Origin of the sequence: Exiguobacterium sp. SH0S1, from assembly GCF_004337165.1 — a bacterium.
GTDB lineage: Bacteria > Bacillota > Bacilli > Exiguobacteriales > Exiguobacteriaceae > Exiguobacterium > Exiguobacterium aurantiacum_A.
On sequence record NZ_SJVC01000006.1, the window covers coordinates 80840 to 100714 of the forward strand.

Annotated in this window: 8 protein-coding genes; 4 read left to right on the top strand and 4 right to left on the bottom strand. The window is 41.8% G+C overall.

The window, feature by feature from the left end:
- Window positions 1–210: 210 nt before the first annotated feature.
- The 4 genes from EVJ20_RS13010 to EVJ20_RS13025 all read left to right on the top strand — a co-directional run bounded on the left by EVJ20_RS13010 (window position 211) and on the right by EVJ20_RS13025 (window position 12935).
- The gene (locus tag EVJ20_RS13010) at window positions 211–4389 is read left to right on the top strand and encodes an AAA domain-containing protein (RefSeq protein WP_131508451.1); all 4179 of its coding nucleotides are present in this window, start codon (window positions 211–213) and stop codon (window positions 4387–4389) included.
- An 84-nt stretch (window positions 4390–4473) separates the two neighbouring features.
- Window positions 4474–5073 (top strand): hypothetical protein, encoded by a 600-nt coding sequence (locus EVJ20_RS13015; protein WP_131508453.1) that lies wholly within the window; start codon window positions 4474–4476, stop codon window positions 5071–5073.
- A gap of 141 nt (window positions 5074–5214) precedes the next feature.
- Window positions 5215–8274, top strand: a complete 3060-nt coding sequence (locus tag EVJ20_RS13020) for a hypothetical protein (protein WP_131508455.1) — start codon at window positions 5215–5217, stop codon at window positions 8272–8274.
- Window positions 8271–12935: a DEAD/DEAH box helicase gene (locus EVJ20_RS13025; protein WP_161568115.1), complete on the top strand. Its 4665-nt coding sequence runs from the start codon at window positions 8271–8273 to the stop codon at window positions 12933–12935. Before EVJ20_RS13020 ends, EVJ20_RS13025 begins: the two co-directional genes overlap by 4 nt.
- A 39-nt stretch (window positions 12936–12974) precedes the next feature.
- On the opposite strand, the gene EVJ20_RS13030 is transcribed toward EVJ20_RS13025, so the two are convergent.
- From EVJ20_RS13030 to EVJ20_RS13045, 4 genes are all read right to left on the bottom strand, one after another.
- Window positions 12975–15965: a type I restriction endonuclease subunit R gene (locus EVJ20_RS13030; RefSeq protein WP_131508460.1), complete on the bottom strand. Its 2991-nt coding sequence runs from the start codon at window positions 15963–15965 to the stop codon at window positions 12975–12977.
- A 199-nt stretch (window positions 15966–16164) separates the two neighbouring features.
- The gene (locus EVJ20_RS13035; protein WP_236636432.1) at window positions 16165–17301 is read right to left on the bottom strand and encodes a restriction endonuclease subunit S; all 1137 of its coding nucleotides are present in this window, start codon (window positions 17299–17301) and stop codon (window positions 16165–16167) included.
- On the bottom strand, window positions 17298–19310 hold the full coding sequence (locus tag EVJ20_RS13040) for a type I restriction-modification system subunit M (protein WP_131508462.1): 2013 nt from the start codon (window positions 19308–19310) through the stop codon (window positions 17298–17300). The genes EVJ20_RS13035 and EVJ20_RS13040 overlap by 4 nt, the downstream gene beginning before the upstream one ends.
- 215 nt (window positions 19311–19525) lie before the next feature.
- A complete protein-coding gene (locus tag EVJ20_RS13045) occupies window positions 19526–19870 on the bottom strand; it encodes a hypothetical protein (protein ID WP_131508464.1) in 345 nt (114 codons plus the stop codon).
- Window positions 19871–19875: the final 5 nt, after the last annotated feature.

A 19875-nucleotide genomic window follows, 5' to 3' on the forward strand; every position in this document is an offset into this window, starting at 1 on the left:
AAAGTCATTAGGTGCTAGGATTTCGTGAAATTAGGTAAATCCTCACGTTTAAGTTAGAAGTAATTATCACCTAGCACAATTTTCATCTCCCGTTATGTATATATGGGCGTTATAATGTTAGTTGATTCCTAAAAACACGGGAAACATTCCCTATGTTTGGAATGAGACGACCATCACACCATTGTTTTTGAAAGAAAGAAGGATCTCACCATGATGCAATCAACCCAAAAAAAGACAGCTGATTTGTTTAAATTTTTAGCAGCCGTCAAACGAATGGATATACGAACAGAAACCACCACCAAAAATTACGATTTACTCTTGTCTCCCGCAGCGCTCACCTATCCAAACGTGCACGTGCAACAGGAAGACGAGTTATCGATCGAAGTTCATTTTCTTGCGCCGTTTGCCAAAAAGCGTCCGAGCTTGCCACGAGAACTTTTCGCCTACGTCCTTCAAGACGATGATACGTACAAACGTACTGATCTTTTCCCGGAGAAGCTCGATTCCGTCTTCAACGACTTTTTAGAATCGCTTGACGTTTGGGCGAAGGAAAAGGCGGAGCATGAATCTGCCCGTCAACTATATGACACGATGTATCGGACCTTGCAACTTCTCTCGACTGAGAGTGATACATACGAGCTCATCTATTCGTTCGGGATGTTGCACTGGCCAAAAGATAGCGTAGAGCGCCCATTGTTCACACGGGCGGCCGTATTGGAATTCGATCAACAAAAAAGCATCTTCCGCATCGAGGCGTCGGCGTTACCAACGAAGCTCGAGCTCGATATGCTCGACCGCGATCACGTCTGGATGTCAGCCGAATTGTCACGTTACGAGGTCGACTTCAAAGAAGAGTTGGCATTCGATTTTAAACCGTGGACCGAAACTGATCTTGAACAACAGTCGCAGCGCGTTTTGAAGCTATTAAGCGATGATCATGCTTACGGTGACATCGCTACCGTTTATGCGATGTCAGGCATGCGATTATTCGTTCGGAAGAAATCAGCCCACGCGTGGGTCGAGGAGCACGAGAACTTGGCGACACTCATCGAAGATGGGATGTCCCCTTCGCCTGCTCTGCAACAGTTTTTGACGTCAAATGACGAAGAGATTCATGCGCTTGACGAATTAGACCGAGAAGTATGGAAACCTGTCGGTGAAGAGATCCTCTTCCCACTCCCATATAACGAAGAGCAGAAACGGATTTTGAGTCAGTTGAGCAACCATGCGGGTGTCGTCGTCCAAGGGCCTCCGGGAACCGGGAAAAGTCACACCATCTCCAACTTGATTTCGCACTTGCTCGCCCACGGGAAGCGCGTCCTCGTCACGAGTGAGAAAGAACACGCGCTTCACGTCTTGCGAGACAAGTTGCCAGAACAAATCCGTCAACTCGCCGTCTCCGTACTCGGATCCGATTCGAAGACGACGAAGCAGACAGAGAGCTCGCTCCAAGAAATCGCGTCTTACTTGAACCGTACGACCGCTACTGAACTTGATACACAAGGTAAGCAAAAACAACAAAAGCTCTATGACACGCGCGAGGAAATCGCCCGATTACGCCGTAAAATGATTGAACAAGCCGCAAGTGAACATACGAATTTGAGCTATATGACCGAATCACGGACGCCAACCGATTGGGCAAAATGGACGAGTGAGCAGAAAGTCACGATGCAACTCCCACTCCCTGTTCTTGAAGATACATGTCCACTGACTTCAGAAGAATTATCCGACTTGTATCAACTTATGGCAGAGCGAGACGTATTAGATCATGGGGCAGACGTCACGACTTATCCAACCACTAATACGTTGCCATCTGTCGAAACGTTTATCACTGAAAGTAAGCAATACGAAGAGCTCTCTACTCTCGAAAAAGCGAATGCCGCCGCCGCATGGCTACAGGAAAAGCCTTCGGAACTTCGCCGAGAGACACAGAATCACGTTCAGTCACTGCTTGAATCTTTTGACCATCAACCCGATTGGATGAAACAACGTTACAGCTATTGGTCGACGCACCAGAGCGACAAAATCCAGTGTGAAGAAGACTGCCAAACGTTCGAACAGGATGTCAAAGCGCTTGAGACACTGGAACGTACACTCTCCGTCCACGACATCGAACTTCCGGCTACCTTACCGAATGACCTGTGGACACTTGCTGACGAACTCGGTCCGCTTCTAGATGAAGGGAAGATCGACGGCTTTTTCTTCAAACTGACGAAACGTAAAAAGTATTCCGCCTTACTCGATGAAACAAAAATTGACGGAAAGGCTCCACAATCGAGTGCCGACCTTCAACTTTTGAAGCAATTCGATGAATTGAAGACATCTTTGACAACGTTATCGCGTCGCTTCAAATATGCATGTGAGCATTTTGAGCTCGAACTCGAAACACCTGAATTTTCATCATATCGAACAGCACTTCATGCGCTGCGTGAATGGAAAGCTGTATTCGTCACGTATAACGAATCATTGTCCCCAGTGCTTCACGTATATAATGAACGCTTCCGCTATGAGAAGAACTGGTTGTCGCAAGCGAAACAAGAACTCGATGCTTCGCTCACACTCGATGCGTTGAAAACATTACAGACGACACAAACATCGTATCTTTCACTAATCCGTACAACGCATATTCATCCGGTGGCACTACGCCTAAAGAAAGCGATACAGTCATGGGATGCTTCACGCTATGTACAATTACGTGAAGAGCTAGTATCGCTCGAACAGCAAAACGCGAAAGCGACTCGGTTGAAAGGATTAATTGAGCGACTAAAACAAGTCGCGCCAGGTTGGTTGAACGCTTTTTACGACGGGACGGCCCCGACGCTTCAACTCCAGACGTTCGAACTCGACTGGAAAGTCGCCCGCGTCTTGACGCTACTCGAAGCACTCAGTGACGATGATTATCGGGAGAAAATGAAGCAGCTGGAGAAAGAGGAAGGAAAAGCGACGGCGGACTTGTGTGCGACGTATGCGTGGAAAGAACAGCTCACACGGATGACACCGTCGAAACAAGAGCGCTTGAACAGTTGGGCGAAGTTGATTCGCCAGATCGGGAAAGGCACCGGGAAACACGCGGCACGTCATAAACGCGACGCAGCTCGACAAATGGCCGCGGCCCAAGACGCCATCCCGGTATGGATCATGCCGGTGAACCGAGTCCTCGAATCATTCAAAGAGATCGATGAGTTGTTTGACGTCATCATCTTTGATGAGAGCTCACAAAGCACGATGGACGCGATCTCGCTCCTATCTCGGGCTCGAAAAGCCATCATCGTCGGAGATGACCGCCAAATCAGTCCGACGACGTTCCAAGACCAAAATGCAATCCAAGAGAAGAAAAAGACATACTTCGGAAACGACACGACGATGACACTGTTTGATGGCTCATCAAGCCTGTATGACCTCGCCTCGGTCAAGTTCAGCGCGACGGTCGGGCTTCGTGAACACTTCCGCTGTGTACCGGAAATCATTGGCTTCAGTAACGCCCATGTGTATGAAGGACGCATCGTTCCACTCCGTCTGCCACAACGGGCCGAACGATTGACACCGGCGGTACAGAGCGTCTTTGTCGAAAATGGTAACGTCGCCGAAACGACGAAAGACAAGTTCAACGTCCCGGAAGCGAAAGCGCTCGTCGACCACTTGAAACAATTGATTGACGATCCACGTTATGCGAAGCGTACGTTCGGGGTGATCTCGCTTCTTGGGAAAGTGCAGACTGAACAGATTGAGCGGATGGCGACTGATTTGATCGGCATCGATCAGTTGATTGAACATAACGTCCGTTTTGGTGACGCCTATACGTTCCAAGGCGATGAGCGCGACGTCATGTTGCTGTCACTCGTCGTTGCACCGAACCGTCGTTTTGCGGCACTCACAAAAGAGACCGACAGCCAGCGCTTCAACGTCGCGGCGAGTCGGGCTCGGGATCAGATGATTTTGTTCCATTCCGTGACACTGCAAGACATTGGCAACCAGAACTGCATGCGCTATAAACTCGTCAACTATTGTCAAAACCCGCTCGGCGATCAAGAATCGCTCGAAGCGGTCCAGCACTTGTTCGACTCTCCATTTGAAGAGGAAGTGTATAAGCGTTTGACGAACCGCGGCTATCTCGTCCGTCCGCAGGTACAAGTGAACGGCTATCGCATCGACCTCGTCGTCGAAGGCGAATCGAACCGTCTGGCGATCGAATGTGACGGCGAACGCTGGCATGGACCTGATGTGTATGAACAAGACATGTTCCGCCAGAAAGTACTCGAACGGGCCGGTTGGACATTCTGGCGCGTCCGTGGTCGCCATTTCTACCGCGATGCCGATCAAGCGATGGAACCGTTATGGACGTTGCTTGATGAGATGGGGATTGAGCCAATACGGTTGAACAATCAGTAAGTTGACTTATGACCGTTCGAAAGAGCGGTCATCCTTTTACATAAACACGATTCATTCCATGTCTGACATGCAAAGAGGGAAACTATGAAGAAAAATTATGCACAAGTGTTAGCTGTGTTAGTAATTGTTGTCGGGATTAGTGTAATCGTTGTTCTAAACCTAACTAAATCCGTCGAACTAATCTTTGAATCTGAATCTGAAGTCATTGCTAACGAAGAACAGTCTTATGTTCAGACACCTCCCACTGAAACTTCTGAAGAACGAAGTGATGTGACTGCTATTCCAGAAGAAGCCTTACTCGCATTTGCACAAGATTTAGGAGTCTCACTAAAAGATATTGTTTCGGTGGATTTCGCCTCAGGAGAATACAGTTGGGTGAATGGATACGATGAATCAATGCTGGGGTATTATCAAACAATTCTTGATTTAAATCTTCGTCCCAAAGATGAATTAGCAGACTATATTAATGCTGTGGCCCGGGGAAACTATCGAATGGAGATCTTCCGAATTAAAGTATTAGAAAAAGAAGGACTTTCGATTGTAAATTGGGATGAGAACCAAAAAACATTCGAATATTTACCAGGTTATTCTCGCTATTCAATTGCAGAATTGTACTACAAAAAGTACCCTGAAAAAAGAAATGTCGACAGCGACTCTTACTACTTAGAAAATGCTTTAAATTAGTAAATCAAACACCATTCAAACTTATTTTCTGCTTAAGAGAATAAGTCTTTTTTCATTTACAATAAAGGGAATATTCATACAAATATAGAATATAAAATAAAAATTCGTTTAATACTTTTCTGGTGAGAGGAGGATGAAATCATGGTTGAATTCAATGTATCTTTTAAAGAAAAAGAATGGTCAACTTATTGGAAAGAACATGATTTGCATTTTGTCCATGAACTTCCGCTCAAAAACGAAGAGATTACAGCGGTCCAAGATTGGTTAAAAGATCAAATGACTCATCAGCGTCATTCCTCTGCCGCTCTTGTTACAGAGCGCCTTTGGCGGCTCTATCCACTCACCTGCTTGATTGGAACGTCGATGATTGCTCTGCATCAAGAAGACAGAGGATTTTGGACACTGTTCAGTGACTTTTACTCAATCAGCGACAGCTTCGTAATCTACTGGAAAAACACAATGTATCAAACTTTAATGCATCAAAAAATATTCCGAGCAGTGGAAGGCAATTCTAAATATTATCTAACCGCTTTGATTCATTCAGGTATCACTTCTGTGTACGCGCTTGAGAATATCTATAACCATTTTATAAGCCATGTGATTGAAGATCGAAGACAGCTTCCAAGTGCAATCAAACAAGTCACACAAAATGAATGGCCCTGGAACGAACAGCTAAATAAGCCCGTAAAACTATACATTGAACAGAGCATCAATAACCCAGAACCCTTATTGCGTCTTAAAGAGTTCTTTATGGAACAACGAAAAATTCAATCGTTCCCACCTTTTATGCGTAACAATCTGCAAATCATACAAGCAATTGTGAAGAAAGACCAACAGCGGCGCTCCCGTCGGCAATTCATTTTTTGGGACGAGCTCGCATCCCGTCCTCGCATTAAGCTTCCTAAGATTTATCGAGAAGATGCCAAGTCAGCTTATTGGCGAATTGGTGATACCACGGTCCAGTGTAGTCGTGAAGTGTTACCACACGCCATTCGATTCCATCCGCATGATTCAATCGTGGATTTTCCTCCAAACATCACTACGGCTTGCATCACGATTGACGGAGAAGATGAGGTTTATGAATTACCCTCTACTTACCCTATGGTCTTTAAACAGAAAGATCAAAGTGAACAATGGGAGCTGCTCCGAGGAAAATATGTGACTCCAGGGACAGAAATAATTATCGTTAAACCAAGCAGTTACTCTACAAACGACTCCTATCATCCTATCTCAAATCCGAAATGGCATGAATATGAGTACAAAAAATTACAACTAAATGAAGACGTTGAACTTTATTTCCATACTCCGGATCAAACGATTTATCGGCAACTCGTCACATCACCACGCGCCGAAGTTACAATTGACACCCGACCGCTCTTTTATTCCGATCGAAGCCATTATACCGATTTTCCGTCTCTAAGATTTCACGATCTAGATATTCATGACTTGCTTCATTGGAAAGTAGAAGTAAAAGACAATGTTTTCGGGTTAGAAGATTTCAATGGTGCATTTCGTCAAGATGAAGATGATTTATTGCTCGATATCCGAGCTCTTAAACTCCATCGAAATTTACTCGAAGACGTCACGCTGAAACTTCGAAACACTGAACGAAATGACACCTACAAATTTCATTTCACTCTATTACCACAAGACTTCTTTTACAAGATGAGTCAAGGTTCAATCCAATTCGAGTCAAGACATTTGCAACGTGTACGCGTTGATCAGAAATCATATGCACCTCATCAACAAAAAGTAACAATTCCACTCCACGAGGTGAATGACTCCTTCCCGTTAACGTTAACAATTGTGGGTCACCCATTGTACACAACGTCTTTTAGCAAGACTTTTTACGAATATGAAATCATCTCTTCCGAAGGCCGACATCAAACCTTTACACAAGAAGAAATACAATCAATTCTGATTCGGGTAACGACTCGCTTTCAATCCAATGAATCAATCCATGCACATTTGATTGTTAGAAATCAAATGCAGGAGGAACATGTTCCTATCCCATTAAAACGTAATCGAAAATCAAATTTGGTCTCTCTTTCAATTTGTCAGCATGTCATCAGTCGTTTTCAATCTGGACAGATTACGTTAAGTATAAATGGCCAGACAGAATTGATTGGCCAATTTACCGATGAGCTCCACTCACTCTTATCTATGGACGAATCGTATACGGTTCATTTATCACATGCGCTACCATATGAGATTAGCTTTAAAATCTTTCATCCCTACTCCTTAGAAAACGAACCTCATATTTTTACATTCGAACAAGGCAAAACCTATAAACTGCTTCATCCATTTCCTGATTCTCGAGTCATTGTAAATGGGATGAAACAAGAGGAGACAAGCTGGTTCGATGATGACACAGAAATCCTATTTCCGAAGCTAAGTCAAAAACTAGATCATATCGAAGTTTATCTGTTTATCGATTCATTGGATAAGACGACTTGGGGAACGTTTATCGATAAGTTAAACCAATATGGGGCTGCTTATTTACGAGCGCTTGAATCGGTCGCTAATCCATTACTCATTGAAAAGGTACTTCGCTCTCCTGATTTGATTGAAATCTTACTCACTCGGTTTGACGCAGAGAGAGTCTCTTGGGAACGCTGGGTGACATTGTTTGGAGTGTATTTATGGAAATATGAATATCAGAAGTATTTTTACGAAAAGACTGGACTTCACCCACTAATTCATTCGGAGTTTGGTCACCTTCAAACATTTGCATCTTTAAATCCTGCGAATCGTCAACAGTTGCGACAGCAATTTAGAATAGCCTATTCACAAAATGATCATCCTTTGGGATATAACGTCATTGATAGTTGCAAAAGATATTTAGCAGACGAATTTTACCAAAATCCAACTCAATTAATGGCCTACAAACAGGATGCCCAAACACAGTTAAGTTGGATTGAGTCTAAACTGACTGAACGACAAAAGGATATTCCACTTCGTGTCCAAGAGTTGTTGTCAAAACGAACGTTCCCACCAAAAATTGAATTAAATCAATATCCTACTTTCTTATATGTTTCGGCACAGACGAAACTCCTGGCACTAGGCACAAAGCCAAATTTAAGTGTTAAAGGAAAGTTGAAAATCTATAAAAGGCTCAATCAAATTCCCGCATTGTCGATTAAAGATGTATGTCATAACAGTTATCATTTCGTCACAGCATGGGAGGACAAGCAGCTATGAGTATTCACCCGATTCAAGCAACCGCTCGTCTGCAAGACAGATACATGGACTACCTGACTTCTTATTTTAAGATCAACGATGGCGACCTCAATCAGCAATTTATTGACGGTTTAAGACACGACAAACAGTTTTTAAAAGGACCTTATCTTGAAGCAACACTCCCTTACAAACCAGGTCGGCAAATTGCTGACTTAGTAGATGACGGGACCGTCCACCCCGACATTACCCGCTTTCTGCCAGGTGAGGACAACTTTCGTCTATATCTCCATCAGGAACGAGCGATTCGAACCGCAAAAAACGGGCAATCTTTTGTAGTTGCGACCGGAACGGGTTCGGGTAAAACAGAAAGTTTTATTCTTCCGATTTTCAACCACCTTCTAACACAACGTGACAACGGACAGTTAAACGATGGCGTGAGAGCCTTATTACTCTATCCAATGAACGCCCTCGCCAATGATCAGCTCGACCGCCTGCGTGAATTGTTAAAGGATACTCCGGACATTACATTCGGTCGATTTACTGGGGAGACGATCGAGAAGACACAAGATGCTCGGAAATCATTCTATAACCAACATCGTAAAAATCCGTTGCCGAACGAACGATTATCTCGAGAAGAAATCCGTCGCAATCCACCACATATCTTGTTAACGAACTATGCCATGCTTGAATATTTGATGATGCGCCCTGAAGATAATGCTTTGTTTTCTGGGCACTACCGAGACCATTGGCGCTTTGTTGTACTCGATGAAGCCCATACGTATGACGGCGCGACCGGGGCGGAAGTCGCTATGTTGCTTCGACGTCTCCGGACCGAAGTCGAACAACAAACACCCCTTCAATTCATCGCTACGTCGGCTACACTAGGCTCTTCTGAACAAGCCAAACGAGATGTGATGTCGTTTGCTGAAAAATTGTTTGGCCAGCCGTTCAGTCTAGAATCAGGCCAGCTTATTACATCAGAACGCATTGATTATGATGAATTATACGCAGCAATTGAACTACCTGACCCGACCGTTTATAGCTACTTGAAACGTTGTTATGAACAGGACGAATCTCCTGACATCACCGAGTACAACTACCTTAAATCATATGAAGGTTTTCCGAAATCTCTAATTTACGAGTTATTGGCACACGATCGGCGCTTGCATCGTTTACGCAGAAGCTTGAGCGACGTACACTTACTATCTGATTTGGCCAATGACATCTTTCCTGATGAGGCCCACGAGCAGGCGCTTGAGTATTTGATTCAATTGATTGACGTCGCTACGTTAGTGAAAGATGATACTCGTCCGAAGTTACTTCCAGCTAAGTATCATACGTTCTTCCGCGCGTTAGAGGGTGCATATTTAGAATTCTATCCGACAAAAAAATTGCATCTGTTCCCAAAACAACAGTCTGAAGACGGTCATCCGATTTATGAAATTGGCGTTTGTCGACGGTGCGGAGAAATACATGGTTACGGTCACTCGCCTCACGCCGGTCACATTCATTCGAAGAGTAGTGATGGTGAGGCTCCAAATATTTTATTCCGTCTTTCTACAGACGAAAAAATGATTACTTCTGATTTAGAGGACGAAGAAGAGACGAAAGTGTCTGTTAAAGAGTGGTGCCCTAGTTGTGGAGCTACTAAATTCCCGGGGGAGCAACATGAACCTTGTGACTGCCGTCTACCCTTACAAAAGATTCAAACCATTAATCTACAAGAAGAAAAACCAATCTGTTTATCCTGCGGTCTTACCTCTCTTCGTACCGATGCAATTCGACCATTTTATACCGGGGCAGATGGTGTGACTTCCGCTCTGGCTGCACAGCTATATCAAGAATTGGTCATTGGCAATCCGAAGCGTCAGGAAAATCAAAAACAGATAAAAGATAGTTGGTTTGATGACGAAGAAGCAACAGAGACTGCAGAAGAACAACTCACGTATGAAAAACAAAACTTAATTGTCTTTTCGGACTCCAGGCAAGATGCCGCTTTCTTTGCGCCGTTCTTAGATCGTACGTATCGAAATTACTTGTGGCGTTCTTACTTTTGGCGTGCCATCGAAAATCGTGAAGGGCTAATCTCGATTGAAGAGTGGAAAAATATCGTCATCAATCTTCCAGGTTCTCGTTCAATTCATCGATTTGATGAATTAGATGTCGAGCAAGAAGTGAAGTTACGTCTATTCCGAGAGTTCATTTTAAGTGACGACGATTTTTCACTCGAGAATCTTGGAATGATTGGGTTTGAATTATCTCTTCCACCTGACAAAAAAGCCAGACTAGAACAGTTAATCAGTAAAAACTTTGAAATCAAACACGAACACGCCTGGGCCTTTTTAATGACAGTCTTCTATTATTTGCGCTTGCAGGCCATCGTGAGCATCTCTGAAGATTTGAATCGCAAACATCTCATTCTCGCCCCTAAACAATATGAGTATGGGATTGTAGCAACGGGTGGCTATCCTACGAACTATGTAAAAAACTTTGTCCCCGAACGGACAAACGTCTTTTTACAATTGTTTGAACGTTATTACTCGAAACATGGAGTTCCGTATATTACCGAGGACGTAAAGCGCAAACTAAATGACTTATTCACAAAACTACTCACACACCCGTCATCTCCGCTTAATGATCTGTTTGATCACTCACCGCCTGAACACAATCGGTCAGAGCTTTGGTCGCTACAAGCCTCACATTTCAAAGCGTATCGACCTCAAACGGTATATGAATGCTCGCTTTGCAAGACGGTTCATACGCATGATGCTGGCATCTGTAAGACCCGTAACTGCGATGGTCAACTAAAAGAAGTACGTGTGGAAGAGCTAGAACGCGGACAACATTATCGGGAGATGTATCGCGACTTGCTTCCAATCGATATGGTGGTAAAAGAGCATACCGCCCAACTCTCCAATCGACTCGGCCAACAATATCAAAATGAGTTTATTCGTCGTGAAATCAATGTACTGTCCTGTTCAACGACGTTCGAGATGGGCATCGACGTCGGAAGTTTAGAGTCCGTGTTTATGCGAAACGTTCCGCCGAAAACAAGTAACTACATCCAACGGGCCGGGCGGGCCGGACGAAGTTCTTCCGCTGCTGCTTTTGCGTTAACGTTCGCACAGAAAAAATCACATGACCTCACTTACTTCGAAAATCCAAAAGACATGATTGCGGGTAACGTCAAAGCACCAATCTTCTCATTAGAAAACGAAAAAATTATTCGCCGCCATATTCACGCCACAGCTTTGGCTCTGTTCTTTAAAGAGCGTCGTGAATTTTACGGGAACTGTCAGACGTTTTATCGCTTTAACGAGTCTACTGAGAAAGGACCTGAACAGTTCATTCAATGGTTAGGCTCGCACCCGGCTTACTTAAAACAACAGCTCTTTTCGATCGTCCCGAGTACGCTCTATTCCGTATTTGGGTTAGAGGATTGGCGATGGATTGAAGTTGTAAAAAATGAAGATGAAGCGTTTTATACTGCGGCACTCCAATATGAAACTGACTTAAAGAGTTTGATGGAGATCCATGCTGAAAAAACGAAAGACTTAGGCTTAGGCGATACGTATGCCAAAATGATCAAGACGCTTAAAGATGATTCTCTAATTGGCTATCTATCCAGTAAAGGATTCTTACCAAAATACGGCTTCCCAGTCGATACGGTCGAAATGAAGCTAATGGACAAATCAAATCGCTCTAACTTGAAACTTCAACGAGATTTGAAATTAGCCGTATCGGAATATGCGCCAGGAAGTAAATTGGTCGCGAACGGCATGTTGATCGAATCAACCGGTTTAAAATTGATTGAAGGAAAACAATTGCCGATTCACCACTACACTTACTGCAAGAGCTGCAACAAGTACACGTATGTCGGAAAGTATGGCGTTAATGATGAAACCGAAATCCCTTGTGACAAATGCAAGGACCCTTTAAGAGTCAAATATTATGCGATTCCGAAGTTCGGCTTCTATGGAAAAGCGAAAGAATTGAGCACGGAACGCCGGCCAGACAAAGCGTATGGCTCACGTGTCTTTTTCGCAGACCACGCTGAGGATTCAATCCAGCCTTTACACGTCGAAGGCAATGGCTACGAACTAGATTACCTATATTCTCACTATGGGAACCTATCCATCGTCAACGACAACAAAGGACAGCAATACTTTGTGTGCGAATCATGCGGAGCACATGTGGACCATAAACGCACTCACACGTCTCCACTTGGACATAAGTGCTCCTCTAAAAAGCGACTTACTGTTCGAAATGCCCCAATCTCATTAGGGCATCAATTTACGACGGACATTTTACGGGTGAGCTTCAACTTCAATAACGGTAGCTTTCTGTACGAATCAAACCAAGCCCATTCTCTCTTGTACGCATTGATTCGATCTGCGAGTTATGTGCTTCAAATCAGTGAAGATAGCTTAGGTGGCGTCATTCATTACGTGTCTGCCACGGGTACGTATGATTTGATTCTATACGATGACGTTCCGGGTGGTGCCGGCTTCGTCCGTGCTGTCAGTGAACGACTGCCTGAAATTATGGACCACGTTAAAGACAGTATTCAACATTGTACGTGTGATGCGGATACAAGTTGTTATACTTGCTTGCGTTCATATCGCAATCAGTACTTGCACGATCAGTTGAAACGACATTACGTCATGGATTTGTTCGTATGAGAAAATGGTGTGTCTGCATTTACGCGGACACACCATTTATTAACTATTCACTTCACCATATACTTCATTCATCATGTCTTCCATAATCACGGTTTTAAATTCATCGTTTTCTAGGATTTTCAGGAAAAACTCTTCATTGCTACTCATTCGATCAATAACGAAGTTAATGAACGTCTTCTCGAATGCGAATTTAAAGTTCTCTTTTGTATTGTTCTTTGCTTTTTCACGAAGATCTTCACTGTTTAACATGTCTTCCTTTACTTGCTCACGTGAAAGAAAGTCAGTTTCAGTGAATTGTGTGCCGAAGCGTTCGTTTAACTTGTCTAATATACTTGATAAGCGGACTTTCTCATCATCTCCTGAGCCACCTATCCCGTGCTTTTGAGGATTTAAGTCGTATCCGCCTGTTTTCTCGAGCTCGATGCCACCTTCAAACACTTTTTGGTTGCGATAGTATTCAAGCGTCACATCATCGGCCAAGTAAACATCTTTGTCATCTCGACCTCGAGGTAACTTACGCAGTAAATACGTCAGATAAATATACAACTTGTGTAAGTCTAAATCGATGAAGGTGATGACTTGTAAAATGAATCCGTAAGTTCGTGCAAACTTCGTAGCTACTTGTTTAAACGCATACTGTTCTTCATCTGAAAGGTTTTTGAATCGGTCTACACCTTTATCAAGAATCGCATTCAACTCAATCTGAGCTTTTGCGGACTTGTTCGCACCACCTGTCACTTCAAGTTCATTGACCCTTTGCACTTCTTCGGCCGTGAATAATTGATATTGTTCTATTTCAGCCTGCATGTCATACAGGATGTTTGGGTCAGTCACTTCGGATAAACTAGTCGATTCATAATAAGGTTGGAACGATGCTTGAATGTCTTCTGGATCATTCACAAAATCTAGTACGAATGTATCGTCTTTACCGGGGCAAGTCCGATTCAAACGAGACAGAGTTTGAACCGCTTTAATACCGCTTAACGGTTTATCCACATACATCGTGTGGAGGAGTGGTTCATCAAATCCTGTTTGGTATTTTTCCGCCACTAGCAAGACCTTATATTCATCGGAGTTAAACTTTTCAGGTAGCTCTCTTTCTGAGAACTGGTTCATATCCGGCTCCGTATAATTGATTCCGCCGTCTTGAACAGTTCCAGAAAACGCTACTACCGTTTTCAAGTCGTTGTAACCCATCTCGTTAATATAACGATCAAAGGCGACTTTGTAGCGTACGGCATGCAAACGGCTCGCCGTTACTACCATCGCTTTGGCTCTGCCTCCGATTTTACGCTGTACGAAATTTCGATAGTGCTCGACGATAATTTCTATCTTCTGCGCAATACTGTGTGGGTGCAGGGAGACGTATTGAGCCAATTTCTTCGTCGCCTGTTTTTGTGAAACTTCTGGATCATCGTCTACAGTCTTTGCAATCTTCCAAAATGTCTTGTACGTCGTGTAATTTTCGAGGACATCTAAAATAAATCCTTCCTCGATTGCTTGGCGCATCGTGTACTGATGGAAAGCTACTGGTTTACCATCTGGACCAACTGTCCCAAACTTTTCTAACGTTTTTGGTTTTGGGGTAGCGGTAAACGCGAAGAATGATACGTTATCTTGTTTCCCACTCTTCATGATTGCTTCTACGATTTTCTCATCGACATCATCCAAGTTATCTTCAGCAATTCGATCTTCTTCGTATGCTGCTTCTAATGTCTTATCGGATAAGACGTTCGTCAGAGCGGTCGATGCTTTGCCCCCTTGTGAGGAGTGCGCTTCATCAATGATTACTGCATACTTTTTACGTTCTAAACCTGCCACTTTCTCTAAAACGAACGGGAACTTTTGAAGCGTCGTAATGATGATGCGTGTCTCGTTGTTAATCGCACGTGCGAGTTGATCAGAGTTTTTATCAATCGGCTCAACCATTCCAGCTTTATGCTCCAACTGATAAACCGCATCTTGCAACTGTTTATCCAAGACGCGACGATCGGTAATGACGATGACGCTACTAAAAATCGATTCGTTGTTCTCGTTATGTAATTTCGCCAATCGATGGGCAAGCCATGAAATCGAGTTCGTTTTCCCTGACCCAGCAGAGTGTTGGATTAAATAGTTATGACCAACGAGATGACGAGATACATCTGTCTCAATTTTACGGACTGCATCCAATTGATGAAAACGAGGGAAGATGAGCATTTGGCGTTCTCCAATGGTCTCACCGTTTGAATCTTTGATTTCATCTTTCTTCACGAAAATGAAACGATAAAGAATATCAAGGAGGCTATCAGGTGCTAAAATCTCATCCCACAAATAATGTGTCCGATAATTGCTGTCCTGAGGTAAAGGGTTTCCTTTGCCCCCTAGATTTCCTTTGTTGAATGGTAGGAAATAGGTTTTCCCTTTATCGAGCTTTGTGGTCATGAACACTTCATCTGAATCAACAGCAAAATAAACTGCCACTCGTTCATTAAACTTAAACAGTTGCTCCCGAGGATCTCGATCATTCTTTAACTGTTTCATCGCATGTTCAACCGTTTGATTCGTTAGCGGATTCTTTAGCTCCATCACGACAAGTGGTAGACCGTTTAAGAACAACACCATATCCAAACTATTGTTATGCTTGTCGCTGTAATAGACTTGGCGAGACACATTGAAACGGTTCAATTGATATTGCTCGTTCAACGTCTTGTTCATATCTGTTGGTGGCTTATTATAGGCAAGGTTTAACGTTACACCACGATCTTTAATACCTTTCCGTAAACATTCGACTAACCCTTGCTTATGCAATTGATCTTTGATACGTTTTAGCACTTCTTTTTTGTAAGAAGGACCATACGACTTCTCAAGCGTACGCATGCGTTTTTCCTGCGTATCCTCTAAGAATGCAAATAGTTCCTCTACGTCGATAGCATGCTGCTTAAAAGCGGCACTTGCGTCACCTTCCAGCACACGCTTTTTATAACCGTGAGTAATTAACTCTGCTTCAATATTCATTTCAAAACCTTTTTCCGAAGTGTCCATTGCCATATTTATCACCTCACTTAATCAAGTTCTATATCACGTACATCAATCTTCCCTGTAACTGCTTCGTAAATTAGGGATTGGCGGTATTCTTTCAGTTTTTCGATTTGCTCTTTTACCTTTTCAGTCATATCACGAATTTCTTTATTAACAGCATAAAGTTTTTCGGCAATTTGTAACTGCTCATTATAAGGCGGTACTGCAATTAATCCATTTTTATGGCCTCTTTAGAAAGTCCGTATCGTGTAACACCATTAGCTCTTGTATAGAATTGTTCTCTTATTTGAACGGATTCTAAATTATAGTACAAATAATGTCCTAATACACTTTCGGCACAACGAATCAATGAAAGATGATAACCACATACTACACCATCTAAATCTTGAGAAACCCAGGTTGGTATAGCAATATCTGTAGGTGACTCAGAATCTTTAGTGATGATTACATCATGCTTTTTCAATGTAAAGGTTTTAATTTGATCAACTTTAGCAGTTGCTTTCATGAAATCTAAATTAGCAGTTATAGAATCGTTATAATAAACGTCTACGTAATTACAAAGTAAAACTTCCTTTTCACCTTCAACACTCTTTTTATCTATATTGCTAGAATACACATTGGCAACATCTTTTATCTTTCGAACTTCCCAATGTTCAGGAATCTCACCAATCCACTCAACACCTGAATCTTTCATTTCCACATTCGGATTTAAACCTTTTGTAATAGCTTCTGTGATAATTGATTGGCATTGTTGTTCTAATAATTTAAGTAAATTATTCTTATTTTGAATAAGTTTATCTAAATTCTCTAGTTTTTTATTTAAAAAGTCTTTAATCGTTTTTTGATTTTCAATAGAAGGTAATGGTACTTTCAAGTGTTCAAAATCGTGCCTAGACAAATATTGCTGTATAGCCCCTTGAGAAAACATTTGAAGTCTATCTGCACTAGCTTGCATTAAATAATATAAATACTCACTATTCAATTTTTCACCTGGAACTATTCCAATAAATGTCTGATTTGATACTAAGGGCTGCTCTACAATAGCAGTAGCTCCCATAGTGCAACTACATGTACACATAACTGTCCCTTTTGGAAAAACTTTCAAATTCATTGATTTAATGAATTCCTCACTAACATATTGCTTTGACTTTGAGTCTGAAATATATTTACCGTCAAAATCCTCAATTCTTACCCAAGGAATAGTACCATCAAATGAAGTAGGCTTATCTCGCATAGGAACTATCATTTTTGAAACATGACCTAAATTTTTAATTTCCCATTCATTAGGAGTATATTGAAACCATAATCTATTCATTTCATTAATATAATCGAATGCTGACTTCATCCCATCACCTTATTCAACTTCTCGGCAATTTCCGTTTCCAAAACACGAATTTCATCCATAATTTCCGCTGAGCTACGGAGTGCTGTATATTTGTAGAACTGGCGAGTAAATGGAATTTCGTAACCGATTTTTGTTTTAGATTCGTCAACCCATGCATCAGGTACATGTGGCAATACCTCACGTACAAAATAGTCTTCAATATTTTCTTTTAACGGTACATTCTCTGTATCACGTAAATCTGAATCGGGCTCGATATCTGTTTTGTTTTTCATACATATATCAGCTGTTTCATCTTTTTCAGCAAGTCCTGCTAAAATCGCTTTTAATACAGGTGCACCGATTGTAATGTTAGCTTGTTTTAAAGCATCTTTTACTACTTTCATAAACTCCTCACGATTTTTATAAACTGTATCGCTTGCTAATGTGCGTAACACATATAAAATTTGCGTTTGTAGCTTCTTACCTTCTTCGATTTCAAAGTGACCTGCATCGCCTTTTTTCTTCGACGTTGCCAAGTTCGCAAATCCTTTTTCTTCAACAACACGTGCTAAACGCTCTTCATTCACATGGAAATTTAGGCGTAATGGACGTTCTACTGTAATTTTCGCATAGCCAAAGTCTTCATTATCAAAAATCTTTACATTTTCATGTGGCTGCGCATCCCCGTATAAACGTACAATTTCATTGATTTGCTCTTCCGTAATTTCATTACGCTTGCTACCCATAGACTTTTTCATCTTTTTCGAGAAGTCTACCGCATTAACTAAACGTACCTTTCCTTTATGAAGAGGTGCTTTTTTGTTCGTTAAAATCCAAATATATGTTGCAATACCTGTGTTGTAGAATAAATCATTTGGTAATGCTACGATTCCCTCTACTAAATCATTTCCCAGTACATATTTACGAATTTCACTTTCACCAGAACCAGCATCTCCTGTAAATAATGGTGATCCGTTCATAATAATGGCCAAACGTGAACCTTGTGGATTTTCAGGTGTTACAGGCTTCATTTTTGATAATAAATGCATTAAAAATAGTAATTGACCATCACTCGTGCGAGGTGTCCCAGGACCAAATCGTCCATTGAAACCTTGTTGCGCATGCTCTTCTTTGATTGGTTTCTCATATGATTTCCAATCTACCCCGTATGGAGGATTTGAAATGAGGTAATCAAATTTTTCACGGGAGAACTGGTCGTTTGACAATGTGTTTCCTAAACGAATATTTCGTGCATCTTCACCTTTAATGAGTAAGTCTGCTTTACAGATAGCGTACGACTCAGGGTTGATTTCTTGTCCGAAAAATTCCAAGTGCGCCGTAGGGTTTTGACTTAAGAGATAATCTTGAGCTACAGAACCCATTCCGCCAGTCCCAGCTGCACAATCGTACAACGTTTGTGTTAAACCTGGCTTTGTTAGAACATTAGAATCGTCATGTAAAAACAACAGATGGGTCATTAAAGTAATCACTTCCCGAGGCGTATAATGATCCCCTGCTTCTGCATTTTCATTAAAACGACGGATTAATTCCTCAAATACATAACCCATCTCAATGTTCGAAACTGTTTCAGGATGTAGATCGATTTCGCTGAAGCGTTTAATGGTTAAGTATAATAAGTTATTTTGATCCAACTTATCGATTTGACGATCAAAATCAAAATGATCCATGATATCTCGCGCCACTTTTGAAAAACCATTTATGTAATCGCGTAAGTTTTCAGCAATATTATCCGAATCCGTTAATAGCTTATTAAAGTCATATTTACTTGTATTATGAAAATTTTGCTTAGAGACGCGATTCAAAATTGGTTCGCGAGCCTCTTCACTCATTGATGAAAATTTATCAGCTTTCGCTAATACTTCTTCTTTTGTACTTTCTAACACACAGTCAAATCGACGTAGTACGGCTAATGGTAGTACAATTTTCCCGTAGTCTTCTGGTTTGTATGGCCCACGTAAAACCTCTGCGATTGACCAAATAAAACTTACTTTGTCTTGAAAATTAATCATTTTAAATACCTCATTCTATATTTATTAAGAATCTGTCGTTTATAAATCTATTGTTTTCTATTTTTCTGGAAGATTACTCATATTAATTATAGATCAGAAGCTTTTTTTTGTAGACCCCATATCATCATCTTTTGCATTATTCTGTAAAAATCTTTGTGTAACGCCAAAAAAGAAATGAGCATCGCGTCCTAATTGGACGATGCTCATTTAGATAATCAATATTGGCATAATTCATTATACGTTGCTTCACTAATTTCATCGTATCCATACTCGCAAAAGTAATCATATGCATCTTCACGACTATCTTGATATTCTGTTAAGTTAAATATTTCTTCCTCCAACTCCTCGTTTCTCTCTCGGAGATGCTCTAATTCTTCAACCATTTCTAGATACTCTTGATATTGCTCTTCCTCATATTCATACGCTGCCGCTCGTCCTTCCGTTCCACGCTCTGCTTCTTCAGCAACGTGATCCGCATTGGCTCCAAATTTATCAATTCCATCGCAACCACTTAACAAGAAGACACTTGCTATCATAATTACAGCTATTCTTCGTCTCATATTCT